The 13,205-nt window shown below is 72.0% G+C and carries 12 protein-coding genes; 5 read left to right on the top strand and 7 right to left on the bottom strand.

From position 1 onward, the window contains the following. Window positions 1–191: 191 nt before the first annotated feature. From rfbB to FOE67_RS05050, 5 genes are all read right to left on the bottom strand, one after another. Window positions 192–1,184, bottom strand: a complete 993-nt coding sequence (rfbB, locus tag FOE67_RS05070; protein ID WP_182660845.1) for a dTDP-glucose 4,6-dehydratase — start codon at window positions 1,182–1,184, stop codon at window positions 192–194. After that, window positions 1,181–2,248: a glucose-1-phosphate thymidylyltransferase gene (locus FOE67_RS05065; protein ID WP_182660843.1), complete on the bottom strand. Its 1,068-nt coding sequence runs from the start codon at window positions 2,246–2,248 to the stop codon at window positions 1,181–1,183. The genes rfbB and FOE67_RS05065 overlap by 4 nt, the downstream gene beginning before the upstream one ends. An 82-nt stretch (window positions 2,249–2,330) precedes the next feature. Then, entirely contained in the window at window positions 2,331–3,083 is a 753-nt protein-coding gene (locus tag FOE67_RS05060) for a TylF/MycF family methyltransferase (RefSeq protein ID WP_323384250.1), read from the bottom strand. A 39-nt stretch (window positions 3,084–3,122) separates the two neighbouring features. Continuing rightward, window positions 3,123–4,349: a class I SAM-dependent methyltransferase gene (locus FOE67_RS05055; protein WP_182660841.1), complete on the bottom strand. Its 1,227-nt coding sequence runs from the start codon at window positions 4,347–4,349 to the stop codon at window positions 3,123–3,125. 34 nt (window positions 4,350–4,383) lie between these two features. Further along, complete coding sequence (locus tag FOE67_RS05050) at window positions 4,384–5,712, bottom strand: nucleotide disphospho-sugar-binding domain-containing protein (protein WP_228473556.1); 1,329 nt, start codon at window positions 5,710–5,712, stop codon at window positions 4,384–4,386. Window positions 5,713–6,363: 651 nt separating this feature from the next. On the opposite strand from FOE67_RS05050, the gene FOE67_RS05045 reads away from it, so the two are divergent. The 5 genes from FOE67_RS05045 to FOE67_RS05025 all read left to right on the top strand — a co-directional run bounded on the left by FOE67_RS05045 (window position 6,364) and on the right by FOE67_RS05025 (window position 11,338). Continuing rightward, window positions 6,364–7,152 (top strand): Rossmann-fold NAD(P)-binding domain-containing protein, encoded by a 789-nt coding sequence (locus FOE67_RS05045; protein WP_228473560.1) that lies wholly within the window; start codon window positions 6,364–6,366, stop codon window positions 7,150–7,152. A gap of 83 nt (window positions 7,153–7,235) precedes the next feature. Beyond that, window positions 7,236–8,351, top strand: a complete 1,116-nt coding sequence (locus tag FOE67_RS05040; protein ID WP_323384248.1) for a TOMM precursor leader peptide-binding protein — start codon at window positions 7,236–7,238, stop codon at window positions 8,349–8,351. Next, window positions 8,348–9,730 (top strand): YcaO-like family protein, encoded by a 1,383-nt coding sequence (locus FOE67_RS05035; RefSeq protein ID WP_182660837.1) that lies wholly within the window; start codon window positions 8,348–8,350, stop codon window positions 9,728–9,730. The genes FOE67_RS05040 and FOE67_RS05035 overlap by 4 nt, the downstream gene beginning before the upstream one ends. Before the next feature lie 67 nt (window positions 9,731–9,797). Next, on the top strand, window positions 9,798–10,625 hold the full coding sequence (locus tag FOE67_RS05030; protein WP_182660835.1) for a SagB/ThcOx family dehydrogenase: 828 nt from the start codon (window positions 9,798–9,800) through the stop codon (window positions 10,623–10,625). A gap of 2 nt (window positions 10,626–10,627) precedes the next feature. Next, window positions 10,628–11,338: a CPBP family glutamic-type intramembrane protease gene (locus FOE67_RS05025; RefSeq protein ID WP_182660833.1), complete on the top strand. Its 711-nt coding sequence runs from the start codon at window positions 10,628–10,630 to the stop codon at window positions 11,336–11,338. A 53-nt stretch (window positions 11,339–11,391) separates the two neighbouring features. Here the strand turns inward: FOE67_RS05025 and FOE67_RS05020 are convergent, their stop codons facing one another. Next, the gene (locus FOE67_RS05020; RefSeq protein ID WP_323384247.1) at window positions 11,392–12,033 is read right to left on the bottom strand and encodes a response regulator; all 642 of its coding nucleotides are present in this window, start codon (window positions 12,031–12,033) and stop codon (window positions 11,392–11,394) included. Further along, a partial coding sequence (locus FOE67_RS05015; protein WP_182660831.1) for a sensor histidine kinase occupies window positions 12,030–13,205 on the bottom strand: 1,176 nt, incomplete at its 5' end. The genes FOE67_RS05015 and FOE67_RS05020, both read right to left, overlap by 4 nt.

Genomic DNA, 13,205 nt, shown 5'->3' with positions numbered 1-13,205 from the left:
CCCAACCACTCCCCCGCCGCCCGGTTCGACGACTCCGTCCTGGGGGACGGCGCCCGGCTCTACGCCGAACTCGCCCTGCGCCGGTTGCGCGCGGCGACCGGCGACCGGGGCCCCGCGCCCGTCTGAGCCGCCCCCCGGCCCGGTCCGGCGGGGACGCCGGCCGGGCCGGACGCGGCCCGTGCGCGCCGCCCTCACCGCGCCGACCCCAGCGGTTCGGGGGCCCACCGGTCGCGGTGCTCCCGGTACCAGGCGACCGTCAGGCGCAGTCCCTCCTCGGGGTCCCACTCGGGTTCCCACCCCAACTCCCCGCGGATGCGACGGGTGTCGACCGCGTAGCGCACGTCGTGTCCGGGGCGGTCGCGAACGGTCCGCACCCGTTCGGGTCCCGCCCCGCAGGCGGCCAGCAGCCGGGCGGTGAGTTCGCGATTGCTCCACTCCGTACCGCTCGCGATGTTGTAGACGCGTCCGGGGACCCCCGCTTCCAGAACCCGGTGCAGGGCGCGGCAGTGGTCCTCCACGTGGAGCCAGTCCCGTCGGTGTTCACCCGTGCCGTACAACGGCACGCTCCTGCCCGCCAACAGACGGGTGGTGAACAGCGGGATGATCTTCTCCGGGTACTGGTGGGGCCCGTAGTTGTTGGAGCAGCGGGTGACGCGCACATCGAGCCCGTGGGTCCGGTGGTGGGCGAGCACCAGGAGGTCCGAGGCGGCCTTGGACGCGGCGTAGGGGGAGGTGGGGGCCAGCGGTGCGTCCTCGGTGGCCCGTCCCTCGGGGACGGGGCCGTAGACCTCGTCGGTGGACACGTGCAGCAACCGCACCCGCGGATACCGCAGCAGGGCCTCCAGGAGGCTCTGGGTGCCGGTGACGTTGGTGTCCACGAAGACGGCCCCGGAGGCGATGGAGCGGTCCACGTGGGTCTCGGCCGCGAAGTGCGCGACGACGTCGTGGTCGGCCACCAGGGCCCGCACCAGCTCCCGGTCGCGGATGTCCCCCCGGACGAACGCGAAACGGCCGTCCCCGGCGACCGCCGCCACGTTGGCCCGGTTCCCGGCGTAGGTGAGGGCGTCCAGCACCGTGACCCGCTCCACCGGCCGGATCGGTGACAGGGGGTGCGCCGGATCGAGGAGCATACGCGCGTAGCAGGAGCCGATGAACCCCGCTCCACCGGTGATCAGCACCCTCATGGCGCGATCCGTACCCGGCTGTGGTCCCCCAGGAGCAACCGGTGGGCCTTGGGCGGGTTCTCGGCCCGCTCCACCCGGGCCTCCTTGCCGATCAGGGACTTCTCCACCCGTCCGACACCCCGGATACCCGCTCCGGCCAGAACGATCGAGAACTCGATCTCGGCGTCCTCCAATCGGCATCCCTCGGCGATGGACGTGAACGGTCCGACGTAGGAATCGCTGATCGTGCTTCCCGGGCCGATCACCACCGGTCCGACGACGCGGGAGCGCACCACCCGGGCCCCGGGGTCGATCCGCACCCGTCCCACGATCTCGCTGTCATCGTCCACCTCGCCCTCCACACGGGGTCGGACGCCCTCCAGGACCGATCGGTTGACCTCCAGGAGGTCGTCCAGGGTTCCGGTGTCCTTCCAGTAACCACTGATCACCGTCGAGTCCACCCGACGCCCGCGGTCGATGAGCCACTGGATGGCGTCGGTGATCTCCAGTTCCCCGCTCCCGGCGGGCCGGATGGCCCGCGCGGCCTCGTGGATCTCCGGGGTGAACAGGTAGACCCCGACGAGGGCGAGGTCGCTCTCCGGTCGCCGTGGCTTCTCCTCCAGCCGCAGCACCCGACCCCCGGGGTCCACCCGGGCGACCCCGAACGCCCCGGGGTTGTCCACCCGGGTGAGCAGCAGTCCGGCTGCCGGGCGGTCGGCCCGGAACCGCTCCAGGTGTCCGTCCAGCCTGCCGAAGAGGAAGTTGTCCCCCAGGTACATGACGAAGTCCTCCTCCCCCAACCAGGGGCGGGCCACCAGCACGGCGTGCGCCAGGCCGAGGGGACGCTCCTGGTGGATGTAGGTGACCCGGGCGCCGAAGTCCCCGCCGTCTCCCACCGCGGCACGGATCTCGTCGGCGGTGTCGCCCACGATCATCCCGATGTCGGTGACCCCGGCGGCCACGAGGGACTCCAGCGCGTAGAAGAGGACCGGCTTGTTGGCCACCGGGATGAGCTGTTTGGCGGCGGAGAGGGTGATGGGGCGCAACCTGCTGCCGGTTCCGCCCGCGAGGACGAGTGCCTTCATGGAACAACCCCGTTCTCCCGGACTATCCCGGATGTCGTGGAATGGGTGGTGCGACGGGGGACGAGCGGAGGCGCGACGGCGGTCATCCACCCCGTCGCCAGTGAACGGCCATGTGGTCGACCCGGTGGATGGGCTCGGTGATGCCGTGGCGCTCGCGGTACTCGTGCACCGCGTCACGGCAGGAGGGGACCGCGCCGTAGTCGTCCACGATGAGGTAACCGCCGGGGGAGAGTTTGGGGTACAGGTGCTCCAGCGCGGTCATGGTGGACTCGTACAGGTCACCGTCCAGACGCAGCACCGCGATGCGTTCCACCGGAGCGGTGGGCAGCGTCTCGTGGAACCACCCCTCGATGAAACGCACCCGGTCGTCCAACAGGTCGTACTTCTCGAAGTTGCGCTCGACCTGCTTGCGGGAAACGGCGAGCACCTCGTTGGACGCGTCCAACCTCATGAGGCGGTCCACCGGGTGCCGGCAGTCGGAGGTGGGCGGGATGCCCTCGAAGGAATCCGCGACCCACACCAGGCGATCGGTGATGCCGCGGGCCGCGAGGAAGGCGCGGGCGAAGATGCACACCCCGCCGCGCCAGACCCCGGTCTCCACGAAATCGCCGGGAACGCCGTCGGCCACCACCCGCTCCAGGCAGGCGTGCACGTCGTCCAGCCGCCGCAAACCCACCATGGTGTGCGCCACCGCCGGCCAGTCCCCGCCGCGTTCCCGCAGGTCCGGGTCGTAGGCGGTACCGCGGGAGACGACACTGGCGACGGGCGCGTCCTCGTAGACGGTGTTGGTGAGCACCTTTTTCATGAGGTCGAGATACAGATCGGGTTCGGGCACCGGCTTCGCTTCCTTTCGGGCCGTTCGCTGAGGGGGATGTCAGTCGATCCGCACCGCCGGGACGTAGTGGATCCAGCGTCCGCCCGCCCGGCGGAACTCCTCCTCCTTCGCGGCGATCTCCCCCGCGTGGTTCCACGCCAGCAGCAACGCGAGGTCGGGGTAGGGGGGACCGAAGGCCGTCGGCGGGACGACCGGGATACGGGACCCGGGGGTGAGCCGACCCTGTTTGGCGGGAGTGGTGTCACAGATCGCCGGGACCAGATCGGGTCCGATGCCGCAGTGGTTGAGGAGGGTCGCGCTCTTGGCGGTGGCTCCGTAGCCCATCACCCGCTGCCCGTCCCGGCGCGCCCGGCGCAGGAGTGCCACCAGGTCCTCGCGGACGCGGGCCACCGCCCGCGCGAAGGCCTCCAGGGTCCCGGGGTGGGTCAGGCCGCGCTCGCGTTCCTCGGCGAGAAGGCGTCCGACGGCGGGTCCGGGGCGCCGGGCACCGGCCCGGGCGAGGGTGTAGCGCACCTCGCCGCCGTGCACGGGGAGGCGCTCCACGTCGACCAGTTCCAGGCCGAAGCGCTCGGCGGCGGCGGCCACGGAGGTCGCCGAGAAGAGGTAGAAGTGCTCGTCGTAGATCTGGTCGAAGGAGGTTTTGGCGAGGATGTCGCCCAGGTAGGGGTCCTCGAAGACGAGGATGCCGCCGGGTGCGAGAAGGGTGTCGACACCCCGGAAAACCGAGTCCAGGTAGGGGATGTGGCACATCGTGTTGGCGGCGTAGACGACATCGGCGGGTCCCTCGGCGTCCCGGATCGCCGCCGCGCAGTCCTCGTCGAAGAAGTCCCTGCGCACCCGCACTCCCCGGGACTCCGCCCGGGCGGCGACCCCTCCGGAGGGCTCCACCCCCAGGTGCCGGACGCCCGCGGCGGCGAGGGTGGAGAGCATCACCCCGTCGTTGCAGCCCATTTCCACCACGAAGGGATCCACGCCGGTCAGTTCGGTCTTCAGCAGGCGCTCCGCCAGTGAGCGGAAGTGCTCCCGCATGACGGTGGAGCCGGAGGAGAGATAGGGGTACCCCTCGTGGAACATGCTCTCCCTCGGCACCTCCTCGGCCAGTTGGACCATGGAGCACTCGGCACAGGCTCCGACGGCGAGCCGGAAGAAGAACTCCTCACCGGGCGCGGCGGGGTCCACGAAGGCGTCGGAGAGCGGTTGTCGACCGAGGTCGAGGAACTCGCGTGCCCCGCCACCGCAGACTCGACAGCGGAAAAGACCTGACATGGAAAGCCTCTCGTCCGGGGTCGATGGCGACGGCTCACCGCGGCGGAGTCGTTCGCGCCGTGCGCGGTGGGGGGATCGGCACGGCGCCGGGGACTCGGTCGCGGGTGCGCGCCAGGTCCTCCAGGGCCGGGACCAGGTCGTGTGGTGTGGGTTGGGCCAGGGCCTCCTCCCGCAACACCGCGGCGTTCGTCGCGAAGGAGGGGTCCTCCAGGAGACGGGTGAGGTCGTCGGTCAACGCCCCGGGGGTGAGCTCCTCCGCCGCGTCCAGCGCGGCGCCCCGGGCGACGAGCCGGCGGGCCATCTCCGGTTCCCCCCACAGGTTCACCCCGTCGGAGACCCGCAGTTGGGGCACCCCGTGCACCAGGGCGGTGTGGAGGGTGCCGGCGCCGAAATGGTGGACGACCGCGGCGCAGTGCGGAAGCACCGCGTCCAGGGGGATGTGCTCCACGACCCGGACGTGTTCCGGCAGCGGGCCGAGGTCGGCGATCACCCCGGGGGGAGCGGTGGCGATCACGCCGGCCCCCGTATCGGCCGCGGCCCTCAGCAATCGGTCCAGCGGGGGGGTCGGCAGACCGAGGTCACGGGCCGAGGTGCCCAGGGTGACGCAGATCAGGGGTCGGCGGGAGGGCACCGGCAGGGAGTGGGGGACGGTCATCCGGCCGCCGTAGGGAATGAACCGCGTGGGGAGGTAGGTGGTGTCCCCGGTGACCCGGAGCGCGGGGTGCATCGGATCGATCGTGGCCCGGCCGAGCACCAGCTCCTCCTCGAAGCCGACCTCGTTCCCGGACCCGGGTGCGGAGTCGGATTCGACACCGGGGACCGCGGCCGCCGGATCGGCGAGATGTCGCAGCCGGTCCCCGAGCCACGCCCGCAGCGGATCCCCGTGCGGCCCCGGATCCGGATGGAGTTCGAGGAAGAGCCGTCGCATCCGGGCGAGGTGGTCGGGGCCGAAGAGGGAGCGCACGTGCGCGGCGCCACAGGCCCGGGCGGCGATCGGGCCGGTGTAGGTCATGGCGTCCCAGATCACCAGGTCCGGACGCCACTCCCGGGCCACCGCCACCAGGTCGTCCAGCATGCGCCGATCGGCCACCAACTCGGAGATTCCGCGGGGATACATCGCCAGGGTGGTGCGCACGTGGCGCGGGGTGAGTTTTTCCGGGTGATCCTCGCCGATGTCGTAGGGGAGCCGGCTGCCGGCCCGATGCCCTCCGACGAGGTGGCGACCCGATATCGCGAGTTCCGCCCCCACCGGGATTCCCGTCAACCCGGATTCGGAGACGACTCCCATCAGATTGGGTTGTGAGGCGATGCGAACATCGTGGCCGGCGGCCCGAAGAGCCCAGGCCGTCGGCACCATCAACATGAAGTGCGATTTTATTGCCGTGGTCACGAAAAGTACGCGCACGATTTCCCTCGCCCGGGCTCCCGGCCGACACGGGCGGGGGAGTCGTTTCCGGCTCCCCCGCCCGCGCGCCTCACCTACCGGGACGCGGTGCGTCCCGGCGCCGACGAATCAGCTGCAGCAGCAGCAGATGATGCTGCTGCAGGCGGCGGCGACCGGCTCGAAGTAGGAGGCGGACTCACCGTACTCGGTGACCTCGACCTCGGGGGTCTCGTTGAGGAGTTCGCTCATCGTGTTCTCCTTCGTTGTCCTGTAGGGAGCGGTGGATGCCCGGTCCCGCGCGGGGCTTCCCGGGCTCGAAACGGCCCCGCGAGGGCCCGAAAGCGACGGACACGACGCCGACCCGGGGGAGGCCCCGGGGTCCCCCGGAAAGTCGGTCTCCCCTTCGGCCGGGCAGGATGCCGCCGCTGTTCGGCTCGTCGCATGCGAGGCAAACCTAAATGCGCGTCCCGGGAGGAGCAAGTCACCCCAAGGGATGACAGGAGACCCACCGGAAGTTCGTTGCCGCGGGGAATGTCGGTTGGGGATAGTCATCAGCCGAAACCGACCCGAAGATTCACGTGCCGGGGAAAACCCCCTTCCCCACCCGGAAGCTCTGGAAAAGGTGTCCTCGTGAACGCGGAGAACGCGGAGAAGATCAGAATTCATTGTTTCGGGCTGCGGACGGCCCTGCGCGGTGCGGTGGCGGACGCGATCCGACGGTCCCCGATCCTCGACGCGGTGGAATCCCCCGCGGAAGCGGACGCGATCCTGGTGGACGGGTGCTTCCACGAAGCCGAGGGGGGCGGGCCGCCGTCTCCCGCCCAATTCCCGGGAATTCCGTGGATCGTGCTCTCGGTGCCGGCCGGCGACCGGGCACCCGGGGGCTCCTTCGCGGCCGAGGTGGCCGGCCGGGAGGCCGCCCTGATCGGGGAGACGGAACGGTGGTGTGTCCTGCGGTGCGCCGCCTTCGGTGAGGAGCTCGCCTGGAGCACCCGTTACGAGACCGCGGGAGCGCTGTACACCGCCTGGCAGCCCGAGGGGGCCCCCTGGGTGGCCGTGGCCGATGTCGTCTCCCTCGTGGAACGCGTCCTGGTCTCGAACGACCGCTGGGGGTCCGCCTTCGACGTCACCGGACCGGCGGTGGTGTCCCTCCCCTCCGCCTGCGAGATGTTGGAGGAGGTTCACGGCCGCCCCGTGCCGTACGTGCAACTCGACGAGGGCACCCTCGCCGAGGCGATGGAGCAGGTGGGATTCGACCCCCGGTACGCGGCCGAGCGCGCGGGCTACATGGTGTGGACCACCTCCGAGCCGTGCCGGGCCCTCTCCCCGGTGCTCGAACACGCGCTGGGAAGGCCCCCGGCGGCGCTCGCGGATTACCTGGTGACGGCGGCCCGCTCGAGCATCGCCGTCTCCGGTTGACGGCCGCCTCCCGCACGACGGTCGGAACGCCGGGCACGGGGTCGGCGGAGACGGAACACAGGGACGAAGGAAGGCGTGGAACAGTGACCACCACGGATCGAACCGATCGGACCCGGGATTCCAACGGCGCGGTGTTCCCCTCCGGGGAGGGACATCGCAGGTGGTTGGTGAACACCGAGGCGCGCCTGCTCGGCCGGGGCGATGATCTCCTGGTGCGCAGGGGCGGATTGGTCTCCCGCTGCTCGGGCGCGGGCATCCGCCCGTTCGTCACCGCGTTGTTGGGCAACGCGGTGGAAGGACTCATCGACATCGATCCGCAGACGGTGGACCCGCGGCAACTGGCCCGCTTCGAACAGCTGATGGCCCAGTTGGTGACCGCCGGTCTGCTGGTGGAGCTGGAGAGCACCGAGGAACCCCCCGGCCCCGTGGTGATGGGGCTGTGGCAGCGGGGGGCGGACGCGGTGGAACGCTCCGTGGTCGCGGAGCGGTTGCGCACCCGGGCGGTGCGGGTACTGGGGACCGGCCCGTGGGCCGACCGGCTGCGCGACGCGCTGAAGGAGGCGGGCGCCGTCCTGCTGGACCCGGAGGACGGGCAGGAGGCCGCGGTGACCGTGGTCCCGGGAACCCACGAACGCGATCCGCGCCTCGTGGAGTGGAACGAGCGCTCGCTGGCCGAGGGCCGGGGCCGGCCGTGGCTGGCCGTCACCCCCTTCGACGGGGAGTACGCGACGGTGGGCCCCTGGATCGTCCCCGGCGAGTCCGCCTGCTACCACTGCTACCTGTTGCGCCGTGCCGCCACTTTCCCGGATCGTGCCGTCTCCCCGGACCTGTCGGAGGCCGAGGCCGAGGGCCCCATGACGGACGCCTCCCCCCGGTATCCCGGGTTGCGGGCGGTGCAGGTCGGTCTGGTCGTGGACCGGGTGCTCGAATTCATCGGTTTGGACGACCACAGCGGGCAGGCCGTTCCGGGCGGGTTGACCACCGTGACCGCCCGCCCCGAGGGCATCGGCATCGAACGCCACCGGGTCCTGCGGGTGCCGAGGTGCGAGAGCTGTTCCCCGGCCACCGGCCGGGGGTACCCACAGGTCTGGTTCGCCGCCGCGGACGACCCGGCGCACTCCCCCACCCACCAACCGGGCGGGGAGTCCGACCACGGGACGCGCGACACCGGAGCGGTTCCGGGAGGTGCGGGGGCGTGAGCACCGCCATCGAACCCCTCGCTCCCGCCCCCGCCGTCGGCTGGACCTCGACCGCGGACGCGGAACGCGTCATGTCCGTCTACGCCTCGCCGCTGGTCGGCATCGTTCAGCGGCTCTTCGAGCGGGTGCGCGACACCGACGAGTTGCACGCCTTCTCCATCGGCAGCGAGGCCTGTGACTCCCGGGCCCTCGTGGGTACGGCGTGCAACATCAACAACGGTGGGGGCGGCACCTCGCCGGTGGAGGCGCGTCTGGCGGCGATCGGTGAGGCGGTGGAACGCTACAGCGCGGCCTGGGTGCCCTTCGACGCGCTGCGTTACGGAACGCACCGGGAGTTGACCCGCTCCGGGTCGCACTGCCTCTCCCCGGCGGATTTCACCCCCTTCGCCGACTGGCAGTACGAACGCCCGGGCAGCCGGTTCGTCCCCTTCACCCCCGACACGCCGCTGCCCTGGGTGGAGAGCCGACGGCTGGCCGACGGGGCCCCCGTGTGGATCCCCGCCCAACCGGTCTACCTGCGGGGCGACCTGATGGACCGGCACCCCATCGCCTACCCCACCAGCAACGGCCTGGCCTACGGAAGCACTCCCGACGAGGCCCTGGTCGGCGGCATCCTGGAGCTGGTGGAGCGGGACGCCGTCATGCTCGCCTGGTACCGGAATCTGTCGTTGCCGCTGATCGACGTGGAGGCCGACCCCGAGCTGCGGGAGTACTTCCGGCGCCACGTGCACCCCACCGGGCTGGACGTGTCGCTGGTGGACCTGAGCGTCTTCAGCGGTGTTCCGGTGGTCCTGGCGGTCGTCCGCAACCGGGAGCCCGGATGCGCGCCGCTGGGTCTGGGGGCGGCGGCTTCCGGCAGTCCCGTACGGGCCGCCGTGAAGGCCACGGCGGAAGCCGTCAACACCCGCACCTGGGCGGCGATCAAGCTCCGGGAGGGAGTCCTGGTGGACCCACGGGGGAACTTCGAGGAGACGGTGGTGGACTTCGACGACCACATCGCCCTGTACTCACGGCCCGACCTGATACCGGCGACCGCCTTCCTGGATTCCTCCCCCCTGCGTTCGACACCGGCGTCGATGCCCTCGCTGCCCTCCGACTCGCCGGGTGAACTGCGGGACGCGCTGGTGGATCTCCTCTCCGGGGGCGGGGCGCCGGGCGGGACGGCGGTGGACCTGTACGCCGTGGACGTCACCGCGCCCGACGTACGGGAGGCCGGTGGCCACGTGATCAAGGTCTTCTCCCCCCAGCTCCAGGCACTGGACGCGGGCTACGCCCGGAGGTACCTGGGCAATCGGCGGCTGCGGGAGAGGCCCGTCGAGCTGGGTCTGATCGAGCCGGGGGACGAGGGGTTCAACCCTCTCCCCCATCCGTTCCCGTGACGGACGGGGGCGTTTCGGCGAAGGTCCCGCGGGACGTGCGGGAGCCGCAGGAGAGGAAGGCACAGGCGTGACGGACGAGAGGGTCGACACGTCCAACCTGGTGGACATCGTCTACCGGGGAGGGATCCCCGGCCGGGACGACCCGGCGGAGAACTACTTCGAGGCATCCAAGCTGTATCCGTCCTCCGTGCCGTGGGACCTGCCCGGTATGGCACTGCTGGAACGCAACGAGCACATTCGGGCCATGACGGCGCGGTCCACCCGGCGGCACCCCGGCCGCCCGACGGTTCCGCTCCCCGAGCCCGCCCCGTTGGGGATCGGCCTGGCCGAGGCCCTGGAGGCGCGCCGCAGCACGACCGTCGGTTTCGGCGAGGGCGAGATCGGTTTCCCCGTGGTGGCGGGCCTGCTGGTGCGCTCCTACGGCATCAGCGGGTCCCTGGGAGGGCACTCCCTGCGCCCCGCCCCCTCCGCGGGGGCCCTGTATCCGCTGGACATCCACGTGGTCCCGGGCCGGGTCCCCGGGCTGCGGACGGGAGGGCGCTACCACTTCGACCCGTTCCGCCGCACGCTCTCCGACCTGGGTGACGTGGATCCCGGCGCCCTGCACGCCTCGTTGAACACACAGGACCTCGACGAACTGCCCGCCCTGACCCTGATCATCTCGGCCGCCTTCTGGCGTTCACGGTTCAAGTACGGCCAGCGGGCCCTGCGCTTCGCGCTCATGGAAGCGGGCCACGTGGCCCAGAACCTGCTGCTCGTGGCGGCCGGTCACGGCCTGGCCTCCCGCCCCATCGGCGGCTTCTTCGACTCGGCCCTCACCGAGGAACTGCCCGATCACAACGGTGTCGACGACGCCCCCCTCTACGCCCTGCTGTTCGGCGTGCCGAAAGCCTGACGGTGTGGTACGCGCTCTGGTTCCTCCTGGTCACGGGCCATCTGGCGCTGCCGTGGGCGATGAGGGCGTTCGCCCGCGGCGGCGGCCGGCTCCGGTGGGCCGACCCCCTCCGGCGGCGTGCCGTGGACCTGTACGGGACGATCACCATCGCGCTGGCCGCGGCGGCGGTCGCCGGGATGGTCGCGGCACCCGGGGAGGTGACGGCCGGCTTTCCCGGCGTCCTGCCGTCGGTACCGTCGACCACCGGGATGCCGTGGTCCCTCGGCCCCGCCCTCGTCTGGGTGGGTGTCGGAGCGGTGATCGGCGTCCTGATCCCGTCGCTGGCGGCTCGCGCGGCGGGACGCCCGCGTCACCGCACCCGTGGCCTCCCCCCGCGTGCCCTGCGGATATCCGCCTGCGCCGCGGCGGAGGAGGTGATCTGGCGCCTGGTGGCGACCGGGGCGCTGATCCACGCCGGCATGTCGCCGGTGGTGGCCGCCGCCGTGTGCGTGCCGGCCTTCGCCTCGCTGCACGTACCCCGGCACGGGCGCCGGGTCCTCGTCTACCAGCTCGCCTTCGGCGCGGTACTGGCGCTGACGGCGGCCCTCGGCGGGGTCCTCGCGGCGGCGGTCTGTCACGCCGCGCACAACCTCCGGCTGGCCGGCACCACGGCGGTCCGTCCGCGGCCCCGGCCCACCGCCCCCGTCCGGTTGCCGTCCTCGGGCACCTGGTGAGGGGCCCCGCGGGACCCGCCGTTCCCGCCGCGCCCCCGTTCCCGCCGCGCCGTTCAGTCGTGGATCGGGGGAAGGATGCCGCGGGCCATGGCCGTGGTCACCGCCGCCGTGCGGTCCGAGACGCCGAGCTTGGAGAAGATCTTGAGCAGGTGGCTCTTGACGGTCGCCTCCCCGATCGAGAGCCGCCGACCGATCTGCGCGTTGGCGCAGCCGCGGGCGACCAGTTCCAGGACCTGTACCTCCCGGGCGGTCAGCGCCTCCTCACGGGGTGCCCGCAGGTGGTCGACCAGCCGGGTCATCATGCGGGGCGCGAGCACGGTCTCCCCCCGGGCCGCGGCGTGCAGGGCCGCGACCAGGTTCCGGCGCGGGGTGTCCTTGAGGAGGTACCCGGCGGCCCCCGCCTCCACCGCCCGCACGATGTCGCGGTCGGAGTCGTAGGTGGTCAGGATGAGAACCCGGACCCCGGGATCGACGCGACCGATCTCGGCGGTGGCGCCCGCGCCGTCGAGGTCGGGCATCCGGAGGTCCATCAGGACCACGTCGGGGCGCAGCCGCGTGGTGGCCTCGACGGCCTCGCGTCCGGAGGCGGCCTCCCCGACCACCTCCACGCTCTCCTCGGGCGCCAACATGCCGCGCAGCCCTTCCCTCACCACGGGGTGGTCGTCCGCCACGAGGACGCGCAGGGGGCGGTTCACGGGATCACCACCCGCACGTGCGTTCCGGCGCCGGGCGCACTGGTGACCATGAGTTCTCCCCCCACTTCCGCGATGCGGGCCCGCATGCCCGCGAGTCCGAAACCCCGGGTCTTCCCGGGAGCGAACCCGCGTCCGTCGTCGATGATGTCCAACACGGTGCCGCGCGCGTCGGAACGCAACGAGACCGTGACACTCTCCGCTCCGGCGTGACGTCCGATGTTGGCCAGGCTCTCCTGGGTGGAACGCACCAACACGATCCGTTCATTGGGTGTCAGGCGGTCCTCGAAGGCCTCCGTGTGGACGGTGCAGCGCAGACCGGTCACCTCGCACTGGCGTTCCACCAATCGCCGGACGACCGCGTCGAGGTCGTGTTCGGCGAGCACCCCGGGTTGTCCGGCGGCGACCAGGGCACGGGCCTCGGCCAGATTCTCCCGTGCCGTCCGCTCCGCCAACTCCAGTTGACGGCGCGCCAGCCCCGGATCGGAGTCGAGGGCGGCGTCCGCGGCCTGCACCAGCATGACCAGACTGGTGAAGCCCTGGGCCAGGGTGTCGTGGATCTCCCGGCTCATCCGCTCGCGTTCGACCATGGCTCCCTCCAGACGATGCGCCGCCGCCAGTTCGGCCCGCGCGTCGCGCAGGTCCTCGATCAACCGCGCCCGTGCCCGCTCCTGTTCCGCCTGCTTCCGGATGAGGCGGCCGACCTCGTTGCCGATGAGGAAGGAGCTGACCGTGCTGCCGAGCACGAGGACGGTCGCCATCCGGTCCGGTGGGGTGTGGACGAGCACCGCGGCCCCGCAGGCCGCCGTCACCGCCGCGACGGTCACGGTCGCGAGCCACAGGCGTCGCAGCATCCAGAAGGCGTGCGCGTACAGCACGATCAGCAGCACGGCGGAGAAGGGGGAGGTCAACACCAGAACGACGAGCAGCGTCCCCGCCCCGCCCAGCCAGGCCATGGCGCGGGCGTCGCGCCCCGTGCCCGGGGCCCGGACCAGGGGGACGGCGGTGAGGGCGTACCAGAGGGCGAGAACGAGCAGCAGGAGGTACCCGTACCAGGGCACCCGGTCGACCGCCAGGACACCGGTGACCAGGAGGAGGGCGGCGGCGGAGGTGAGGTGGAACTCCCGCTCCTCGCGCGCCCGCCGCGCGGCAGGGTCGTCCTCCCGCCCCTCCCC

It is taken from the genome of Streptomyces calidiresistens, from assembly GCF_014141525.1.
Lineage (GTDB): Bacteria > Actinomycetota > Actinomycetes > Streptomycetales > Streptomycetaceae > Streptomyces > Streptomyces calidiresistens.
The sequence above is the reverse complement of the archived record's forward strand: the minus strand, read 5'-3'. Positions and strand labels throughout refer to the sequence as shown.